17 protein-coding genes are annotated in these 19,135 nt (G+C 68.3%); 8 read left to right on the plus strand and 9 right to left on the minus strand.

Annotated features, from left to right (window positions below; genetic code table 11):
• Positions 1 to 15: 15 nt before the first annotated feature.
• Positions 16 to 600 (minus strand): DUF5134 domain-containing protein, encoded by a 585-nt coding sequence (locus ACFWU5_RS14395; RefSeq protein WP_379267472.1) that lies wholly within the window; start codon positions 598 to 600, stop codon positions 16 to 18.
• Between the two features lie 208 nt (positions 601 to 808).
• On the opposite strand from ACFWU5_RS14395, the gene ACFWU5_RS14400 reads away from it, so the two are divergent.
• From ACFWU5_RS14400 to ACFWU5_RS14415, 4 genes are all read left to right on the plus strand, one after another.
• Positions 809 to 1,306 carry a GNAT family N-acetyltransferase gene (locus ACFWU5_RS14400; RefSeq protein ID WP_379267473.1) on the plus strand — a complete coding sequence of 166 codons (498 nt, stop codon included), beginning with the start codon at positions 809 to 811 and terminating at the stop codon, positions 1,304 to 1,306.
• Between the two features lie 67 nt (positions 1,307 to 1,373).
• Entirely contained in the window at positions 1,374 to 1,964 is a 591-nt protein-coding gene (locus ACFWU5_RS14405) for a TetR family transcriptional regulator C-terminal domain-containing protein (protein WP_379267474.1), read from the plus strand.
• Between the two features lie 80 nt (positions 1,965 to 2,044).
• Positions 2,045 to 2,785 (plus strand): SDR family NAD(P)-dependent oxidoreductase, encoded by a 741-nt coding sequence (locus tag ACFWU5_RS14410; RefSeq protein ID WP_379240900.1) that lies wholly within the window; start codon positions 2,045 to 2,047, stop codon positions 2,783 to 2,785.
• 97 nt (positions 2,786 to 2,882) lie between these two features.
• Entirely contained in the window at positions 2,883 to 3,095 is a 213-nt protein-coding gene (locus ACFWU5_RS14415) for a 4-oxalocrotonate tautomerase family protein (RefSeq protein ID WP_379267475.1), read from the plus strand.
• A gap of 38 nt (positions 3,096 to 3,133) precedes the next feature.
• Here ACFWU5_RS14415 and ACFWU5_RS14420 read toward each other — a convergent pair whose 3' ends face one another.
• The 5 genes from ACFWU5_RS14420 to ACFWU5_RS14440 form a co-directional block, all read right to left on the minus strand.
• Positions 3,134 to 3,715 carry a hypothetical protein gene (locus ACFWU5_RS14420; RefSeq protein WP_379267476.1) on the minus strand — a complete coding sequence of 194 codons (582 nt, stop codon included), beginning with the start codon at positions 3,713 to 3,715 and terminating at the stop codon, positions 3,134 to 3,136.
• A 109-nt stretch (positions 3,716 to 3,824) separates the two neighbouring features.
• A complete protein-coding gene (gene speD, locus ACFWU5_RS14425) occupies positions 3,825 to 5,027 on the minus strand; it encodes an adenosylmethionine decarboxylase (RefSeq protein WP_379267477.1) in 1,203 nt (400 codons plus the stop codon).
• A 7-nt stretch (positions 5,028 to 5,034) separates the two neighbouring features.
• A complete protein-coding gene (locus tag ACFWU5_RS14430) occupies positions 5,035 to 6,138 on the minus strand; it encodes a type III PLP-dependent enzyme (protein ID WP_379267478.1) in 1,104 nt (367 codons plus the stop codon).
• A 105-nt stretch (positions 6,139 to 6,243) separates the two neighbouring features.
• On the minus strand, positions 6,244 to 8,742 hold the full coding sequence (locus ACFWU5_RS14435) for a DEAD/DEAH box helicase (RefSeq protein WP_379267479.1): 2,499 nt from the start codon (positions 8,740 to 8,742) through the stop codon (positions 6,244 to 6,246).
• An 18-nt stretch (positions 8,743 to 8,760) separates the two neighbouring features.
• Entirely contained in the window at positions 8,761 to 9,714 is a 954-nt protein-coding gene (locus tag ACFWU5_RS14440; RefSeq protein WP_379240909.1) for a proteasome assembly chaperone family protein, read from the minus strand.
• Positions 9,715 to 9,915: 201 nt separating this feature from the next.
• Here ACFWU5_RS14440 and ACFWU5_RS14445 point away from each other — a divergent pair, with 201 nt between their 5' ends.
• Together ACFWU5_RS14445 and ACFWU5_RS14450 are read left to right on the plus strand one after the other, a co-directional pair.
• Entirely contained in the window at positions 9,916 to 10,626 is a 711-nt protein-coding gene (locus ACFWU5_RS14445) for a sensor domain-containing protein (RefSeq protein WP_379267480.1), read from the plus strand.
• 147 nt (positions 10,627 to 10,773) lie between these two features.
• Complete coding sequence (locus ACFWU5_RS14450; RefSeq protein WP_379267481.1) at positions 10,774 to 11,937, plus strand: DUF4192 domain-containing protein; 1,164 nt, start codon at positions 10,774 to 10,776, stop codon at positions 11,935 to 11,937.
• Positions 11,938 to 12,016: 79 nt separating this feature from the next.
• Here the strand turns inward: ACFWU5_RS14450 and galE are convergent, their stop codons facing one another.
• Both galE and ACFWU5_RS14460 read right to left on the minus strand, forming a co-directional pair.
• Positions 12,017 to 12,997 (minus strand): UDP-glucose 4-epimerase GalE, encoded by a 981-nt coding sequence (gene galE / locus ACFWU5_RS14455; protein ID WP_379267482.1) that lies wholly within the window; start codon positions 12,995 to 12,997, stop codon positions 12,017 to 12,019.
• Positions 12,998 to 13,000: 3 nt separating this feature from the next.
• Positions 13,001 to 13,687, minus strand: coding sequence for a metal-dependent transcriptional regulator (locus ACFWU5_RS14460; RefSeq protein WP_379241001.1), 687 nt, complete (start codon positions 13,685 to 13,687; stop codon positions 13,001 to 13,003).
• 129 nt (positions 13,688 to 13,816) lie between these two features.
• On the opposite strand from ACFWU5_RS14460, the gene ACFWU5_RS14465 reads away from it, so the two are divergent.
• Both ACFWU5_RS14465 and ACFWU5_RS14470 read left to right on the plus strand, forming a co-directional pair.
• Entirely contained in the window at positions 13,817 to 15,058 is a 1,242-nt protein-coding gene (locus tag ACFWU5_RS14465; RefSeq protein ID WP_379267483.1) for an acetoin utilization protein AcuC, read from the plus strand.
• A complete protein-coding gene (locus ACFWU5_RS14470; protein ID WP_379267484.1) occupies positions 15,051 to 18,023 on the plus strand; it encodes a GNAT family N-acetyltransferase in 2,973 nt (990 codons plus the stop codon). Before ACFWU5_RS14465 ends, ACFWU5_RS14470 begins: the two co-directional genes overlap by 8 nt.
• Positions 18,024 to 18,132: 109 nt before the next feature.
• On the opposite strand, the gene ACFWU5_RS14475 is transcribed toward ACFWU5_RS14470, so the two are convergent.
• Entirely contained in the window at positions 18,133 to 19,101 is a 969-nt protein-coding gene (locus tag ACFWU5_RS14475; protein ID WP_379240915.1) for a sigma-70 family RNA polymerase sigma factor, read from the minus strand.
• Between the last annotated feature and the right edge of the window lie 34 nt (positions 19,102 to 19,135).

Here is a 19,135-nt window from a genome sequence, read left to right on the forward strand (position 1 = left end):
GTTGTGGATCGGTATTCACCGGCCGATCGCGGCGATCAGCATGAACGCCGTCCCGATATCCATCACCACATGGGGCACCAGCGCCGAGGTCAGCGGGTGGGTTCCGGCGGGGTGCAGGGCCCGGTGCCAGCGTGGTCGGTGACCGGCGATACCGAGCGTGAGCAGCGCGTCCGCGCCGAACAACACCGCCAGCGCCACGGCGGGCCAGGTCGCGACACCCTGCTCGTGCACGGCCGCGTGTCCGGTCATCGCGTAGAGCATCGCCGCGGCCGCGACAGTGTGATAGCCCAGCGCCGACACGCCGTCGGGCGGTGAACCGGAACGCCACAGCACAGTACGTTCGGTCAACAGGATCGCGAACGCGACCGTGAGCGCGGTGAGCACCCCGCGCATCGCGTGCGGGTCGGCCGCGGCGGGGAACACCAGCATGGCCAACATCACCAGACACATGAGCAGGTGCGCACTGTCCGAGGCCGTGTCGACCCGATGAGAAACCGGTAATCGCCTGGTCAGCCGAGTCGCCACGATCAGCGACGCCACCACGAACGCGGCGACCACCGGCCACCGCACCACCGCGTACTCCTGCACGAAATCGCCCATGGCCCCACCACTTTCGAGTCGACACTCGCCCCACCATGCTCGCACCGACGGTGGCACCCCCGCACCGTTTCCGCGCGACCTCGTCACCGATTGCGGCGTGTTCGCTGTGCGTCCGCGCCGCGTCGGTCGGTGCACCGATCCGCACAACGTCGGTCGGCGGACCGACCCGGATCGCGACGCGACAGCACCCGCCGTAGAAGATGGACCGATGACCATCAACCAGCCCGGTGCCATCGATCAGCTACGCGTGACGCCCGACGACCTGTCCGGCCCGCAGATCCGCGCCCTGCTGGCCGCCCACCACGCGGAAATGTCGGCGGCCTCGCCCGCCGAGAGCATGCACGCCCTCGACCTCACCGCCCTGCGTGATCCCGCGATCACCGTGTGGAGTGCGTGGTCGGGCGACGACGTCGTCGGCTGCGGCGCACTGAAAGAACTCGACCACGAACACGCCGAGATCAAGTCCATGCGCACCGCCGCCGACCACACCGGGCGCGGCGTCGCCGCCACCGTCCTCACCCACCTGATCGCGGTAGCCCGCGAACGGGGTTACCGCCACCTGAGCCTGGAAACCGGCACCGAAGACTTGTTCGCCCCCGCTCGCCGCCTCTACCTGCGTCACGGGTTCACCGAATGCGGACCGTTCGGCAGCTACCGCCTCGACCCGCTGAGCCAGTACTTCACCCTGGACCTGGAACGCTGCTGACCTCCTCGCCGAAGGCTCCACCACGCGCGGTTGCCATAAGTAGACGACCGGTCGTATAGTTGCCCGCATGGCACGACCACGGCGCAGCGACGACACGCGAGCCCTTCTCATCGAGGAGGGCGCGGCCGATCTGCTGTCTCACGGCTATCACGGCACCGGCATCAAGCAGGTGCTCGACAAGGTCGGCGTGCCGAAAGGCTCGTTCTACAACTACTTCGACAGCAAAGAGACGTTCGCGCAATCCGTGATCGAGCATCACGCCCTGTGCATCCAGCGCAACCTCGCCGACGCCTTCGGCTCCACCGACGACCCCCTGGCAGGCGTGCGCACCTTCTTCGAACGCCAGACCGCCGAGTTCGTGCGCACCGACTTCACGGGTGGCTGCCTGCTGGCCAATCTCGCCGCCGAGCTCGAGGGCAGTGACGTACTGCGCGAAGAACTGTCGACCGCCTGGACCGGCTGGCGCGACGGTGTCGCGGGCGCCCTGCGTGCCGCGCAGGCCGCCGGTTCGGTGCGTGACGATATCGACGCGGTCGACCTCGCCGACCTGCTGCTCGAATCGTGGGAGGGCGCCGTGATCCGGATGAAACTGCAGCGCACCGTCGAACCGCTGCACAAGTGCCTGAAACGTCTACTGGACGACTACTTCCGGCCCTGATCCGGGTCGGGTGGAGCGCCCGGGTCGTCTGCTGTCCATTCCAAGACGACCGGTCGTATCAAATGAGAGGGAAGCAGATTATGTCCACCATCAAGACGGTCATCGTGACCGGATCCTCCAGTGGGATCGGGCGCGATATCGCCCGTGCCTTCGTCGCGCGGGGCGACAATGTCGTGCTCAACGGGCGCGATCCGGACAAGCTCGCCGCGGTGGCCGCCGAACTGGGCGCCCCCGAGCGCATCGCCGTCGTCGTCGGCGATATCGGCTCGCCCGCAACGGGTTCGGCGTTGGTGACCGCGGCCGTGCAACGGTTCGGTCGGGTGGACGTGTTGGTCAACAACGCGGGCACCTTCGCGGCCAAGCCCTTCACCGAGGTCACCGACGAAGAACTGACCGGCTACCTCGACGGCAACCTCAAGGGCACGTTCTTCACCACGCAGGCGGTGGTCCGCCGACTGCGCGAGCAGGGCGACGGCGGCAGCATCGTCAATATCGGCACCGTGCTGGTCACCCACGCCCTCGCGGCCATCCCCGCGTCCGCGCCGCTGGCCAGCAAGGGCGCGGTGCACGCGCTGACCACCAGCCTGGCCGCCGAACTGTCCGCGGACGGAATCCGCGTCAACGCCGTCGCGCCCGGCTTCGTGCGCACACCCCTGCTGGCAGATGCCGACGAAACCGCGTTCGGCGCCCTCGCCCTGCTGGGTCGCCTGGGCGAAGTCGCCGAAACCACCGCCGCGGTACTGCATCTGGCCGACGCGCAGTTCACCACCGGCCACATCCTGCCCGTCGACGGCGGCTTCATTTCCGGCCGAGCAGCCTGATTTCACGAGATCGATTCGTACACAACGGGTTCGGACCCGCAGCACACCGAACCTGGCTCATTCTGAAGTAGCTGCACCCACCGCGAAAGGACACACCATGCCGTACGTGAATATCAAGGTCACCGATGAAGGGGTCACCGTCGAGCAGAAGGCGCAGCTCATCAAGGGCGTGACCGATCTGCTCTACGACGTCCTCGGTAAGGACCCGAACCTCACCTTCGTGGTGATCGACGAAGTGCCGCTGACGGATTGGGGTGTGGGTGGGCTGAACGTGGCGGAGTTCCGCGCCAAGCACACGGCACAGGACTAGAGGCTCGGTGAGCCGGGACACGTGCCCGGCTCACCGGCTCAGGCGGGACCCTCGAACGGCACGGTGGCGTCGAGCGCGAACCAGCCCATCGACGACAGTTTCCCGCCACGCTTTTTCCGGTAGGTGGGCCCCAGCCACAGGCCCGGTTCGACCTCGCGCAGTTCGTCATAGACCCGACGCAAGGGGCCGGGTGTGCCCACGCGGGGATCGGCATAGTCCAAGCGGACGACTGCTCGGCCGTCGAACGCGGACTCACCCACCGTCGCAACGAAATTCAGGGCTCGCATGCCGCCGAGTAGACGTAAGACGTTGTGTCCGTACGCCATCCCGCCGTCCACGTGACGAAAAGACTTCGCTACCCAGAAGTAGCCGGGGCGTCTCATCAACGCGCCCAGGACTCGGGTGCCGGGGACGGGGAACGTTCGCATTACCAGGTCGCCGGTCAGGTGGGTGAAGTCGACGGTTTCCGGTGCGGCGGTGAACATTTCCGCGAGCGCGGGAATGCCCGCGGCGGACAGCGCGTCCAAGCGGGGGCGATGGGGTGACGGTTTGCAGACCGGCATCGAGCCGGTTTCCGACGAGGGTGTCTGCGGCAGGGGCGAATTCGAGGGGTCCAGCACCCTCGCATCCTGCCAAACATCGCCGGCCCGAGCACGGCGAAATCGAGCGCGGGCCGAAACGACAACGGACCGGGACGCCGTACAGCGTTCCGGTCCGTTGCGGTATTGCCTAGCGCCGCAACGCGTACGGCTCGATCGCGCCACGCTCCAACGCGCGCGCGTCGATCGTCTCGGCCCGGTAGGGCAGCAGCGCGAGACGGTCGCGCATGCCGCGCACCGGGTCGTCGATCTTCTCGTTCAGGCCGAACAGGAAGGTCCACTCGTGCTCGTCGGAACCGTAGGGGACCACGGTGGCGAACTGCTCGGTGAACCGGCCCCAGGACCGCTTCAGCGTTTCGTTGCGCCACATGGTCGCGCAACCGGCCTGGGCGGTCAGCACGCCGCCGGGGGCCAGCAGGGCCTTACAACGGGACAGGAACTCCGACTCGTACAGGCGGTTGTGCTGGGCATCCTCGACGCGCTCGTCGGGCAGATCGATCACGATCACGTCGTAGCGGGTGCCCGCCTCCTGCGCCTTGGCCAGGAAATCCCAGCCGTCGGCGTAGTGCACGTGGATCGGGCCCTCGTGGGCCACCGCGGCGGTGAGCTCGGCGGGGGTGTAGCCGTACGGCAGGTACTCCGCGCACAGCTCCACTTCGCGCTGGTCGATATCGACATGGTCGACCAGGGTCGCCCCGGCCGCCACCGACATATGCGACGCCACACCCTCACCGGAACCGATGATCAGCACCCGATCCAGCTTCTCCGCGAGCACGAACGCCGGGACCATCATGGCCTCGTGGTAGGTGATCTGGGAGAACTCGGTGGACTGGCGATCGTCGTCGGAGAACAGGGAGATGCCCTGATCGGTGCGCGCGATCACCATGTGCTGGTACGGGGTGTTGGTGTCCACGATCACCTCGTGCAGATCCCAGATCCGGGTCAGGCCGTCGCCCACCGGTTCGTAGATCTTCTCGGCACCGTGCCCACGCTGCACCGTCTGCATCCGAACGGTGGTGGGGGACAACTTGTCTCGCAGCAGTTCGACTGCCTTCGTCGCGCCCGCGCCGATGCTGCCGCAGGTGAACACGTCGACGAAGATATCGCCGGACTCCGGATAGGTATGAATCGAGGCGTGAGACTCCGCCAACAGCGCGAGGACGGTCACCCCCTGCGGATCGAACTTTTTATGGACGACTTCGCAGATGGTGACGCCCGCCGCGAGCAAAGACTCACGCAACGCCGATTCGAGTCGTTCGAGGTCGTCGCACAGGGCGGTGTCGACGCCACCGAACTCGGCCAGCACATGCCAACCGGTGAAATCCGCCGTCATGGCAAACTCACTCTCGCTCAGCGCCCTGGACATGAACGGTCAAGGGCGGAAAACCATTGAAGGACACCGACGAATAGCTCGCGGTATAGGCGCCGGTGTGCAGGATCTGAATGCGGTCACCGGCTCGCAACGTGGTCGGCAGAAGGACCTTCGTGCGTTGATACAGTACATCGTCGCCATCGCAGGTCGGACCCGCGACCACCGCCTCAGCCACCGGATCGCCGTCGCGATCGGTGACGAAACGGTAGGCGATGTACTCGTTCTCCGTCTCGGCCATACCGTTGTATCGGCCGATGTCGAGATACACCCAGCGCCGACCATCCGGCGCGAAACGCACGCCGACGACCTCGGCGTGAATAGTGCCCGCATTACCCACCAGCGCACGGCCGGGTTCGACGATGACGCCGGTGGTGGCGGGCAGGAACTGCGCGGCGGCGGCGCTGATGGCCGCGCCGATCGCGTCGAGTTCGGGGGCGGCGTCGGCGTAGGAGATCGGCAGACCGCCGCCGACATTGACCGCGGTGACGTGAATGTCTTTGTCGGCCAACGCTTGCACGATCTCACCGGCTTGCTCGATGCCGATCCGCCAGGCGGCGGGATCCAGCTGCTGGGAGCCGACGTGAAAATAGGGGCCACCGACCGTGAGGCCCAGATCGCGGGCGCGCACCAGCAGGCGCAGGGCCTCGGCGGGCGCGCAACCGAACTTGGTGCCGAACGGGGTGCGGGACTCGGGCGCGCTGGACAGGAACCGGCACTCGACCTCGGCGCCGGGCGCGTGCTCGGCGATGCGGACCAGGTCGTCTTCGGTGTCGAAGGCGTAGCGGCGCACACCTAGCGCGAAGGCGCGCGCGATGTGGGCGGCCTTCTTGATGGGGTTGCCGTAGCAGAGCTTGTCGGGGGACACGCCCAGCGCGAGGCACTGGTCGATCTCGCCGATGCTGGCGACGTCGAACTCCGCGCCCTCGTGGTCGAGCAGGGTGATCAGTTCCGCCACCGGCGCGGCCTTCACCGCGTACCTGATCCGAGTACCGGCGCTGACGGCGGCATGCAGGGTTCGGTAGTTGGCACGCACCCGCTCGGGGTCGATGACAAGGTACGGCGATTCGGGCACGGAGGGAAACTTTCGGTCGGCGGCCGAGAGAGACTATCAGCGGCGCCTACCCAACAACGAATCCGTCAAACCTTCGTCATCTTCGTCATAGTTGACAGGTATTACTCACCCCGCGGCGACTGTGACCTCGTCGAACACGACCTCGCCCGCGGCGTCGGACTCCTCGAGATCCACGATCGCGGTCAGCGCCCAGCCGTGATCGCCGGCCGGGTCGTCGATCACTTGACGCACATGCCAGAAACCGGGCCGCTGCTCCACCTGGAACAGGGCCGGGCCGCGCGCGTCGGGGCCGGTGCCGATGGTGGCGTACTCGTCGAAGTAGGGGGCGAGGTCTTCGGCCCAGTCGGGACCGGTGCCCAGTTCGTCGAGTTCGTACCAGCGGCGGCGCGAGGCCAGTTCCACGCGACGGAACATGGCGTTGCGCACCATGATTCGGAAGGCGCGTTCGTTGGCGGTGATGGGTCGCACGGTCTCGGCGCCGAACGCGATCTGCTCGGTGTCGTTCTCCGCGCCGGGGTTGGTGAGCTGTTCCCATTCGTCGAGCAGGCTCGAATCGACCTGGCGGATCAGCTCTCCCAGCCATTCGGTGAGGTCGCCGAGGTCTTCGGTGCGCGCGGAATCGGGCACGGTGCGGCGCAGGGCGCGGTAGGCGTCGGCCAGGTAGCGCAGCACCACACCTTCGGAACGGGTCAGTTCGTAGTGCGAGATCAGTTCGGCGAAGGTCATCGCGCGCTCGATCATGTCGCGCACCACCGACTTCGGCGACGGCGCGAACTCCGACACCCACGGGTGACCGGTGCGGTAGGTCTCGAACATCGGGTCGATCAGCTCGGCCAGGGGTTTGGGCCAGGTGACTTCCTCGAGGAGTTCCATGCGCTCCTCGTATTCGATGCCGTCGGCCTTCATTTCGTTGACCGCGACACCACGGGCCTTGTGCTGCTGGGCCATCAGTAGCTGGCGCGGGTCCTCGAGTGTGGCTTCGATCAGCGACACGACATCGAGTGTGTACGTGGGACTTTCGCGGTCCAGGAGGTCGAACGCGGCCAGTGCGAACGGGGACAGTGGTTGGTCCAGCGCGAAGTCGCGTTGCAGGTCCACGGTCAGGCGGGCCATGCGACCGTTGGCGTCGGGTTCGGAAAGTTGTTGCACCACACCGGCATCGCGCAGCGAACGGTACAGGCGGATGGCGCGCAGGATGTGTTTGCGTTGCGCGGACCGTGGCTCGTGGTTCTCTTCGAGCAGGTGACGCATGGCGTAGAAACAGTTGCCGGGGCGGGCGATCACGTTGAGCAGCATGGAGTTCGTGACGCCGAAACGCGACACCATCGGTTCGGGCGGGGCGGCGATGAGACGGTCGAACGTCTCCTCGCTCCACGACACAAAACCCTCGGGAGGCTTGCGGCGCACCACTTTTCGCTGCTTCTTCGGATCATCGCCGGCCTTGGCGAGCAGGCGGGTGTTCTCGACCTCGTGCTCGGGGGCCTGCACGACCACCGTGCCCATCGTGTCGAAGCCGGCACGGCCCGCGCGACCCGCGATCTGGTGGAACTCACGGGCTTTGAGCCTGCGGGTGCGCACACCGTCGTACTTGGTGAGACCGGTCAGCAACACCGTGCGGATCGGCACGTTGATGCCAACGCCCAGAGTGTCGGTGCCGCACACCACTTTCAGCAGGCCGTCCTGGGCGAGCTTTTCCACCAGTCGGCGATATTTGGGCAACATGCCCGCGTGGTGCACGCCGATGCCGTGGCGGATCAGGCGCGACAGGGTCTTGCCGAAACCGGTCGCGAAGCGGAAATCGCCGATGGCGGCGGCGATCGCCTCTTTCTCCGCACGCGACGCGAGGTTCACGCTGGTCAGTGCCTGCGCGCGTTCCAGCGCGGCGGCCTGGGTGAAGTGCACGACATACACCGGCGCCTGATGGGTGGACGCCAGCTCTTCCAGCGTTTCGGTGATGGGGGTCCGCACGTACGAATACGTCAGCGGCACAGGGCGTTCGGTGCCCGCGACCACCGCGGTCGACCGGCCGGTGCGCTTCTCCAGATCGGCCGCGAAGAAATCCACTTCACCCAACGTCGCCGACATCAGCAGGAACTGGGCGCGCGGCAATTCGATCAGCGGCACCTGCCACGCCCACCCGCGATCGGGATCGGCGTAGAAATGGAACTCGTCCATCACGATCTGGCCCACCGGCGCATCGGCTCCCTCGCGCAACGCCAGGTTGGCCAGGATCTCGGCGGTGGCGCAGATGATCGGGGCGTCGGCGTTGACCGCCGCGTCGCCGGTGACCATGCCCACGTTCTCCGCGCCGAACACGTCGCACAGCGCGAAGAACTTCTCGCTCACCAGGGCCTTGATCGGCGCGGTGTAGTAGCTGCGCTGCCCGTTCGCCATCGCGAACAGGTGCGCGCCCACCGCCACCAGGGACTTCCCGGAGCCCGTCGGGGTCGCCAAGATGACATTGGACCCCGACGCCAACTCCATGAGCGCCTCGTCCTGCGCCGGGTACAGGGGCGTGCCCTTCTCGGCGGCCCACAGCGCGAACGACTCGTACAGGGCGTCGGCGTCGGTCCCGGGGATTTCCAGCAGGTCGGTCAGGTCCACGCCGCCAACCCTAGTGGGTTAGACGGGTCGGTCCTTACCGTCGTTGGAGGTGTCGTCGTAACCGCCCTGCTCGGCCAGGAACCGCTCGAACTCCGCGCCCAGCTCCTCGCCGCTGGGCAGCTCGCCATCGGCGGCCAGCAGGCTGGACTGGCGTTCCTGCGCGGTGACGAAACTGTCGTACTGCCGTTCCAACGCCGTGACGACGGTCTCGACCTCTTCGTTGCCCGCGATGTGCTCGGTGACCTGTTCGCGCACGCGCGCGGCGGCCTCGCCCAACGCCGACAACGGCAGATCCAGGCCCGCGTTCTCGGCGACGTTCTCGAGCAGGGTCTGCGCGGCCTCGGGGTAATCGGTCTGGGCCAGGTAGTGCGGCACGTGCACCGAGAACCCCAGCGACTCGTGGCCGTGCTGCCCCATCCGGTACTCGAGCAGCGACGACGCGCTACCGGGGACCTGCAACTCGCCCGGCCACCGCTGATGTTCACCGATCAACGTGTTGTCCGAGGCGTGCGCGGTCACGCCCAGCGGGCGGGTGTGCGGGATCGCCATCGGGATCGCCGACAGGCCGATCGTGCGGCGCACGCCCAACTGTTCGGCCAGCAACCGCACCGCGGTGGTGAACTTCTCCCAGCGCAGATCCGGCTCCAGACCCGACAGCAGCAGGAACGGGGTGCCCGCGGTGTCGCGCAGCGCCCACAGGTTCAACTCCGGCTCCGCGTAATCGGCGAAATGGTCGGTTTTGAACGTCATCAGCGGGCGACGCGAACGGTAATCGAGCAGCTCGTCGACCGCGAACGACGCGACCAGCTCCGACTCCAAACTCTCGCGCAGGTGTGTGGTCGCCAACCTCACGGCGTGTCCGGCGTCGGTGAAACCCTCCAGGCCGTGCACCAGCACCGGGCCCGCACCGTCGTCCGAGGACAACTGCGGTGCCGGAAACTCCAGTTCGTACATGTGCGACTGGTCATCCATCGCGTTTCTCCTTCCTGCGCGGTCCACCATCGCGACACGGGGTGGGGAAGCGGATCTCCATTGTCCCCCACGACAGCTGTGCGATCGCACACGGCCGGGACGGCTCGTCCTGGTAGGCAACAGTGAGTGTGTGTCGCGCATTCCCGCACGGCGTGGCGCGCGGGACGAACTCGGTGGTGGGGCACAGTGAAGGGTGTGAATGTGGCGCGAGCGACAGTCGTCGGTGACCCTGGTCGGCGGCGCTGGTGGCTGGGATTGGCCGCGGTCTCGTGTGCGCTGACCGGGTGTGGGGACAGTGTGAGCGGGACGCCGGTGGCCGAGAGTGCGGTGTCGGTGCAACACGTGGACGCGACGTTGTCCGAGTTGCTGCCCGCACCGTCGCAGTTTCCCGCGCGGTATCCGGCGGTGGTGTTGCCCGCGCACGCGGCGACGGCGGCCGCGGGTGATTTAGACGGTGTGGGGGCGGGGGATACGGTCAGTCCGGCGCAGTGCGCGCCCATCGAGCCCGAGCCGGGTGGGGAGCCCGCGGCGGTGGCGGTCGGGACCGACGACGCGAGCAGGAACACGCTGACCGTGGAACTGTCCCGCAGCACCGAACTGGTGTCGCGGTTGCGTGATCAGCTGCGCGGATGCGGGCAGATCCAGGTTGCGCGCGCGGGGGCGGGTTCGACGGTGTCCACCGTGCTCGACCAGGCCGTGCCCGCCGGTGCCGACGATGCGATAGCGTTGCGGCGCACCGTGGTTCCCGATGTCGGCGGCGCCGGGTTGACGCAGACCATGCAGACCTCGGTCGGCCAGATCGGTGACGTGCGGATCACCGTCACCTCGATGACTTTCGGTGCGGGACAACCGGATACGGCCGCCGTCGAGGAGATGTTCGCCACTACTGTCGCCTCCGTGCGCGGCAGCTGAAACGGCTAGCAGCAGGGTGTGACAAGTTCGCTATGCGGGCGACGCCGTGACCGGGAATTGTCCACAGCGTCGGCGCTATCCACAGGCTCGAGGAAAGCCCAGGTCGCGTAATCGGGCGTGTGCTGCGCGGTGGGCATCGTTGCGGCCATGACTTCTTCGACGAACCGCACCCGCCGGTCCCAGCGCACCGGACCATTCGCCCGCGCACTCGGCTGCGCCGAACCCATCCCGCGCTACCCGGGCGGACTGCCACGCCCGTCCCTGCACGTCGACGAACCCGGCGAACTGATGGCCGCGCTGCCCGCGATGCTGGGCTTCGTGCCCGAACGGTCGCTGGTGATCGCCATCCTGCACATCCTGGCAGGGGGCTCCGAGGGGATCGAGTCGGTGGTGCGCTTCGACCTCGACGTGGCGGTCGACATGCACCGTATCGACCAGTTCATCGCCTGCCTGTTCGCGATCTGCGAGCGGGAGGAGGCGACCGGGGTGCTGGTGGTCGTCGTGGACGACTCGGGCGAGTTCGAGGGCGCGGAAGTACTGCGGGCCTCGGCGCTGGTCGACGTGCTGGAAGACGGAGGTGTGCCGATTCGTGGGGCCTGGTCGGTGCCCACGGTCACCGCGGGCGAGCGGTATTACAGCGTGCACGGCAGTGTCGGCACCGGCCTGGTCGCCGATCCTGGTTCGTCGATCGTGGCGGTGTCACATGTGTTGGACGGCAAGCAGATTCGCGGATCCCGCAACGAGATGACCGCGCTGATGATGCCCGACGACCTGATGCGCGCACGCGTGCGGGCCCGGCTGGACGCGGCCGACGAGCGCTACCGCGGCGGGCTGAGCGCGGCCGCGCACGTCGGGAACACCGAGGGATACCAGCGGCAGGCGCTGGAATGGGTGCTGTGGCAGATCGCCGACACCGCTTCCGGCGCACCGCGTGCGGAATGCGAACTCGCGCGGCTGGCAGCGACCCTGCGTGACCGGCCGATCCGCGACGCCATGTACGGGCTGGCGCTGGGCGACCACGCCGAGGCGGCCGAGCAACTGTGGGCACAGTTGGCCAGGGCCACGCCCGGCACCGACCGGGCCGAAGCCGCGGCCCTGCTGGGGTTCAGTGCTTACCTGCGCGGCGACGGACCGTTCGCCGGCGTCGCGATCGCCGCCGCGGTCGAGGCCGACGCGCACCACTGCATGGCGGTGCTGTTGGAGACCTCGCTGCAGACCGGGTTGCGGCCCGAACGGCTACGCCGACTCGCGCACTGCGGTCATCAGATCGCCGCCGACCTGGGGGTCGACATCGGCCCGATTTCCTTGTGAAGCAGGCGATTCGGTGTGTATCGCCGGTTTCTCGGCGGGCAGTGCGGTTGCTCGGTGGGTGGGATACCGGGCGGGTGACTCAGCGGGCGCTGTGTGCCTTGTCGCCCAGCGAGCGCAGGAAATCCCACGCGTCGGAGACGATCTCGTCCAGGTCGTTGTGCTGCGGCTGCCAGCCCAGTTCGGCCACGGCACGGGCGCTGGACGCGATCAGCACGGCCGGGTCGCCCGCGCGGCGCGGCGCGTCGATCGTCTCGATCGGCAGACCGGTGACCCGCTCGCACGCCGAGATCACTTCGCGCACCGAGAAACCGGTGCCCGAACCCAGATTGCAGATCCGGTGCGTGCCGGGCTGCGACGACGCCAGCGCCAGCAGATGCGCCTGCGCGAGATCGCGGATGTGGATGTAGTCGCGCACGCACGTACCGTCCGGCGTCGGCCAGTCGGTGCCGTACACGGAAATGGCCTTGCGGTGGCCCAACGCCACCTGCAACACGAGGGGGATCAGATGCGTTTCCACGACCCGGTTCTCGCCCAGGCCGGCATAGGCGCCTGCCACATTGAAGTAGCGCAGGCTGGTCGCGGCCAGATCATGCGCCGCCGCGTACGAGGTGATCGCGTGATCGATGGCCAGCTTGCTCGCACCGTAGGGGTTGGTCGGTGCGGTGCGCGCGGCCTCGGTGATCGGGACCTGCTCCGGTTCGCCGTACACCGCCGCGGTGGAGGAGAACACCAGGCGCGGGGTGCCCGTCTCCCGGATCGCCTCGAGCAGCGTCAACGTCTTCACGACATTGCCGTGCCAGTACTTCTCCGGTTTCTCCACCGACTCACCGACCAGCGACTGTGCCGCGAAATGCAGGACGCCGTCGAAGGATTCGGCGCGCAACAGATCGGGGGCGGCCTGCGCGATATCGCCCTGCACGAACCGGGCACCGGCGGGCACACCGTCGGTGTTACCGGTGGACAGGTCGTCGACGACGACCACCTCGTGGCCCTGCTCGAGCAGCACGGCGGCACAGCCGCCACCCACATAGCCGGCGCCGCCGGTGACAAGAAGTTTCACGAATCAGACCAGCCTCACCTGGACGGCATGCGCCATCTCTTCGGACAGTTCGAAACCGTTGTGCCCCGGCACCGTGATCAGTACCGCACCCGGCTTGGTTTCCACGGTCACGCGCGCATCGGGCACCACGCCCGCTTCACGCAACCGCCCGATCACCTCGGGATCGGTTTGGATGTGCTCGGCCAGCCTGCGCACGACCACCGCGTGCAGCGCGCCGTTGGGCAGATCCGACAGTCGGATCAGCTTCTCCTCCACGACGGGCGCGTCGGCCAGACCCAGTTCGTCCAGGCCCGGAATGGGGTTGCCGTAGGGCGAGGTGGTCGGGTGGTTGAGCACCTCGATCAGGCGCCGCTCCACCTCCTCGCTCATCACGTGCTCCCAGCGGCACGCCTCGGCGTGTACGTTCTCCCAGTCCAAACCGATGATGTCCACCAGCAACCGCTCCGCGAGCCGGTGCTTGCGCATCACCGACACCGCCATGGAACGGCCCTTGTCGGTGAGCTCGAGATGGCGATCGCCGGCCACGAGCAACAGGCCGTCGCGCTCCATCCGCGCGACCGTCTGGCTCACCGTCGGACCACTCTGCTCGAGGCGTTCGGCGATGCGCGCCCGCAAAGGCACCACGCCCTCTTCCTCGAGGTCGTAGATGGTACGGAGATACATCTCCGTGGTGTCGACCAGATCCTTCACCTGATACCCCTTCGTCGCCACGAATTCTACCCACGTTGCAGCACCGCTCCGTCCGCCGGACCAGCGGCACTGTTTCTACTGCATGTCAACCACGCACGGGGCGTGCTGCTTCCGGCTAGCGTGGCGAACATGGTCACGCCGCCGCGCAGGCAACACACGGGGACCGTTCTGTGGACCGAGCGATTCCTCGGCTACACGTGGAGTCGCGAGCATCCGATGAAACCGGCACGCCTGCAATACACCATGTCACTGGCCGAGAGTCTCGGTGTGCTCGACGGTGTCGAGCCACTGTCGCCCGACGCCGCCACTGCCGCAGACCTTATGCGAATCCACAGCAGCTCCTACATCGAGGCGGTGCGCCGGGCAGGCGAGGGCCCGCCCACCCCCGAGGACGCGGCCTACGGGCTTGGCACCGCCGACAATCCGGTGTTCCCGCACATGCACGAAGCGGCGTCGGTCATCGTGGGTGGCACGCTGGCCGCGGCACGGGAGATCGCGGCGGGACGAACCCAGCGGGCGGTGAGCATCGGCGGCGGAATGCACCACGCCATGCCCGATTCCGCGGCCGGTTTCTGCGTCTACAACGACGCCGCGATCGCCATCTCGTGGTTGCTGGACCACGGCTTCGACCGCATCGCCTACATCGATGTCGACGTCCACCACGGCGACGGTGTGCAGCGCGCGTTCTACGCCGATCCGCGCGTGCTCACCATCTCCCTGCACCAGCATCCGGCGACGTTGTGGCCCAACACCGGCTGGCCCGAGGAGACCGGGGTCGGGGCGGCCGAGGGCACGTCGATCAACCTGCCGCTATTGCCCGGCACGCGAGACGCGCAGTGGCTGCGCGGTTTTCACGCGGTGGTGCCCAGTGCGGTGGCCGCGTTCCGGCCGCAGATCATCGTCAGCCAGTGCGGCGTGGACACCCATCGCGAGGATCCACTCGCGGATCTGGAACTCACCGTCGACGGTCAGCGGGCGGCGTTCCTGGCGATGCGCGACCTGGCCGACGAATACGCCGAAGGGCGCTGGTTGGCCATCGGCGGCGGCGGATACGGGGTGGTGCGGGTGGTGCCGCGCGCCTGGACGCACCTGCTCGCCGCGGCGCTGGACCGCCCCCTGGCCCCCGAAACGTCGGTGCCCGCCGAGTGGATCGAGCAGGTGCGCGAATACGCGCCGCGGGTGCAACCGCCCACGACCATGGGCGACGGCGGCGATACCGCCTACCGGGCGTGGGACGGGCCCGGTGGCACACCCGAGATCGGCGACGCGGGGCAGATCCGCGCGCAGCGAGCGATCGACACGGCCATCACGGCCACCCGACGGGCGAGCTTCAGCCTGTTGGGGCTGGACCCGGAGGACCCGCGTGACTGAGCCACTGCTACCCGACACCTCCGACACGCCCGCGAATCCGCCTGCGCCACCCCAACATTGGTACGCCGATGTGCTGGCCGCCGACGGGGGAGTGGTCCGGGTCCGGCCGATCGTGCCCGACGACGCCGACGCACTGGCCACCTTTCACACCGGGCTGTCCGACCGCACCCGCTATCTGCGCTATTTCGGTCCGTACCCGCAGATTTCACCGAAGGACATGTACCGCACCACCCACGTGGACTACCGCGACCGGGTGGGTTTGGTTGCGGTCCTTGGTAGTTCGATCATCGGTGTGGCCCGGTACGAACTGCTGCCCAGGCCGGGCTCGCGTGCTGCCGAGGTCGCGTTCGTGGTCGCCGACGAGCATCAGGGGCGAGGGCTGGGCTCGGTGCTGCTGGAACACCTGGCCGGCGCCGCCGCGGAGAACGAGGTGGTCGCGTTCGTCGCCGAGGTGTTGGCCGAGAACGAAGCCATGATCACGGTGTTCCGGGAGGCGGGCTACCAACTGCACCGCAGCCGCGACGGTGCCGAAGTGCATCTCGAATTCGCCATCGACCCCACCGAAGCGCTTCGCACCGTGCGTGATTCGCGCGAGGCGGCGTCGGAGGCTCGCAGCGTGGGCAACCTGCTCGCGCCCGGTTCGATCGCGGTGATCGGGGCGTCACCGGAACAGACCCGGGTGGGTGGCGCGGTCCTGGCCAACTTGCTGGCCGGTGGTTTCAGCGGACCGGTGTTCCCGGTGAACCTGCATCGACGCTCGGTGCGTGGTGTGCGCGCCTACGCCACGGTGCGTGAGATCCCCGATGAGGTAGACCTTGCCGTCGTCGCGGTGCCGCCGGCCGCGATCGGGGCGGTCCTCGACGACTGCATGGCCAAAGGTGTCAAAGGCCTGGTCGTGTTGACCGCGGGCTTCGGTGAGACGGGGGCGGCCGGGCTGGCCGCCGAACACGATCTGGTCGCCGCCGCCCGTGCCCACGGAATGCGCGTGGTGGGGCCCAGTGCGCTGGGCATCGCCAACACCGACCCCGCCGTCGGACTCAACGCCACGCTGGCCCCGGTGCTGCCCGAGCGCGGCCGCATCGGTTTCTTCTGCCAATCCGGGCCGCTGGGCGCGGCGATCCTGCGCGAGGCCGCCGCCCGCAACCTCGGCCTGTCCACCTTCGTGTCCGCGGGCAACCGCGCCGATGTCTCCGGCAACGACCTGCTGCAGTACTGGGACACCGCCGCCGACACCGAGGTGATCCTGCTGTACCTGGAGAGCTTCGGAAACCCCCGCAAGTTCTCCCGCCTCGCACGCCGGGTGGCGCGCAACAAACCGATCGTCGCGGTCAGCAGCGGACGCTTGGCCGCGGGGGCCGACATGGACCGCACCGTGGTCCGCGACCTGTTCGGCCAAGCCGGAATCATCCAGGTCGACTCCATCTCCGAACTGTTCGACTGCGCCGCCCTACTGGCCAACCAGCCCCTGCCGACCGGCTCCCGCGTCGCCGTGGTCGGCAACAGCGCTGCCCTGAACTGGCTGGCCATCGACGCCGCCCGCAGCGAAGGACTTCACATCCACCGCCCCGCGACAGCCGTCGACCGCGGCCCCGGCGCGCGCCCGACCGAGCGGGGAGCGCGCAGCGTACGACCGGCCGAGCATGGTGATCGACCGAGCGAGCAGGCCTCGGACGGTGGGCAGTCGACCGAGCAGCGCAGGACCAGGGCCAGGTGGGCTGAGTGGGGCGCGGACAGCACGCGGAGAACGGTGCGGGATGCGCGGCGCGCCCAGTCGGCTGAGCAGGACCCGGACCCTGTCGGGGCACAGGACTCCGCCTCGCTCACCGAGCAAGGTGCCCAGCGGAACGCTGATGTCGCGCCGGTCGAGGGGCCGGTGGATCTGGGGCCTGAGGCCACGCCCGCGGACTTTCGGGAAGCGGTACTCGCCGCGTTGCGCAGTGATCAGGTCGACGCGGTGATCGTGGTGGTCGCACCGCCGGTGCCGGTGCTGATGGAAGGGTTCGGGGACGCGCTGCGGGCGGCGGCCGCGGCGGCGCCCGATAAGCCGGTGCTGGCGACATTCGTTGCGGAAGCGGGCATTCCGCAGCAATTGGCGGTGCGCACCACCGCGGGCGCACCGGCGCGGGGGTCCATTCCGTCGTATCCCGATCCCGAGCGTGCGGCTCGGGCGTTGGCCAGGGTGCACCGGTACGCGCGCTGGCGGGACCGGCCGATCTCGCCGGTGGTGCGGCCGCCCGGGATCGACACCGCGACTGCGGCGGCGCTGGTGGATGGCTGGCTGGCGGAGTCGGGTGGGCGGTGGCTCACCGATGAGGAGGCCGCACGGTTGCTCGGGTGCTACGGCATCGACGTGGTCGAGTTCCGGGCCGTGCGCGATGCCGAGCAGGCGGTGGCGGCCGCCGAGGAACTCGGGTACCCGGTCGCGGCGAAGGCCACCGGTGAGCTGTGGCGGCGGCGACCGGATCTGATCGGGGTGCGCCTGGACCTGTGGGGTCCCGACGCGGTCCGCCAGGCCTACACCGATCTGGTGCAGATCTGCGGTGACCCGCTGCTGCACGTGCAGAAGATGGCGACCAAGGGTGTGGGGTGCGTGCTGAGCGTGACCGACGACCCCTCGTTCGGGTCGGTCATCCAGTTCGGCCTGTCGGGCATGATCATCGACCTGCTCGGCGACCGCGCCTACCGCGCACTACCGCTGACCCAACAGGAGGCCACCGCACTCATCGACGCCCCCCGCGCAGCCCCGTTGCTGTCGGAAGGGCCGGGCCGCACCGGCGTCGACAAAGCCGCGTTAGCCGAACTGGCCCAACGCATCTCGGCCCTGTTCGACGACATCCCCCACCTACGAGAACTGTCCTGCGACCCCGTACTGGCCGCCTCGGCCTCAGCGGAAATCATCTACGCCCGAGCCCGAATCGGCCCAGAACCCAGCCGCTTCGACACAGGCCCCCGCCGCCTGGCCTGAGGCGTGGGTGGACGAACAACGCCGACCGGCTCGCGACCCGGAGGGGAGGGTGCGCGGGCGCCGGTCGGCGTTTCGGCAGACGACCCCTGGGGGCCGTCGAGTTCTGGGGTCAGCTGGCGTAGGCGCGCAGACGATCGGCGCGGTCACCCTTGCGCAGCTTGGACATGACCTCGCGTTCGATCTGGCGGACCCGTTCGCGGGACAGGCCGAACAGCTTGCCGATCTGGTCCAGGGTGCGCGGCTGGCCGTCGTCGAGGCCGAAGCGCAGGCGGATGACCTGCTGTTCGCGCTCGTCGAGGGTGGCCAACACGCTGCGCACGTCGTGGTGCAGCAGGCCCGCGATCACGGCGCTCTCGGCGGAGGTGGCCTCGGAGTCCTCGATGAAGTCGCCCAGCGGGGCTTCCTCGTCGTTGCCCACGGGCATGTCCAGGCTCACCGGGTCGCGGCTGTGGTCGAGCAGGTCGGCGATCTTCTCCACCGGGATGCCCGACTCGTTGGCCAGTTCGGCGTCGGTGGCCTCGCGGCCCAGCTGCTGGTGCAGTTCACGCTTGATCCTGGCCAGCTTGTTCACCTGTTCCACCAGGTGCACGGGCAGCCGGATGGTGCGGCTCTGATCGGCCATGCCGCGCGTGATGGCCTGACGGATCCACCAGGTGGCGTACGTGGAGAACTTGAAGCCCTTGGCGTAATCGAACTTCTCCATCGCGCGGATCAGCCCGAGATTGCCCTCCTGGATCAGGTCCAGCAGGGGCATTCCGCGGCCGGTGTAGCGCTTGGCCAGCGACACGACCAGACGCAGGTTGGCCTCGAGCAGGTGCGAACGGGCGGCAGAGCCCTCGCGGACCAGGATCGCCAGATCGCGCTTGCGCGCCGCCGTCAACCGCTTACCGGTGGCGAGCAGGTTCTGGGCATACAGGCCCGCCTCGATGCGCTTGGCCAACTCGACCTCGTCGGCCGCGGTGAGCAGTGCCGTACGGCCGATACCATTGAGGTACACGCGGACCAGATCGGCTGCGGGGCTCTGGGCATCGATATCGGCCTCGCTGGGGCGCAAACGAGTGGTGGCGGGGCTTGTCATGACTTGCCTCCTGTCGGTGGTGTCTTACTCCGAT

The sequence above is a fragment of the Nocardia sp. NPDC058640 genome (assembly GCF_042716995.1).
Lineage (GTDB): Bacteria > Actinomycetota > Actinomycetes > Mycobacteriales > Mycobacteriaceae > Nocardia.

What these genes read in the sequence shown, in the direction of transcription:
- ACFWU5_RS14395 (WP_379267472.1), bottom strand. Translation starts at nt 600, where the DNA reads ATGGGCGATTTCGTGCAGGAGTACGCGGTGGTGCGGTGGCCGGTGGTC.
- ACFWU5_RS14400 (WP_379267473.1), top strand. Translation starts at nt 809, where the DNA reads ATGACCATCAACCAGCCCGGTGCCATCGATCAGCTACGCGTGACGCCC.
- ACFWU5_RS14405 (WP_379267474.1), top strand. Translation starts at nt 1,374, where the DNA reads ATGGCACGACCACGGCGCAGCGACGACACGCGAGCCCTTCTCATCGAG.
- ACFWU5_RS14410 (WP_379240900.1), top strand. Translation starts at nt 2,045, where the DNA reads ATGTCCACCATCAAGACGGTCATCGTGACCGGATCCTCCAGTGGGATC.
- ACFWU5_RS14415 (WP_379267475.1), top strand. Translation starts at nt 2,883, where the DNA reads ATGCCGTACGTGAATATCAAGGTCACCGATGAAGGGGTCACCGTCGAG.
- speD (WP_379267477.1), bottom strand. Translation starts at nt 5,027, where the DNA reads ATGACGGCGGATTTCACCGGTTGGCATGTGCTGGCCGAGTTCGGTGGC.
- ACFWU5_RS14440 (WP_379240909.1), bottom strand. Translation starts at nt 9,714, where the DNA reads ATGGATGACCAGTCGCACATGTACGAACTGGAGTTTCCGGCACCGCAG.
- ACFWU5_RS14450 (WP_379267481.1), top strand. Translation starts at nt 10,774, where the DNA reads ATGACTTCTTCGACGAACCGCACCCGCCGGTCCCAGCGCACCGGACCA.
- ACFWU5_RS14465 (WP_379267483.1), top strand. Translation starts at nt 13,817, where the DNA reads ATGGTCACGCCGCCGCGCAGGCAACACACGGGGACCGTTCTGTGGACC.
- ACFWU5_RS14475 (WP_379240915.1), bottom strand. Translation starts at nt 19,101, where the DNA reads ATGACAAGCCCCGCCACCACTCGTTTGCGCCCCAGCGAGGCCGATATC.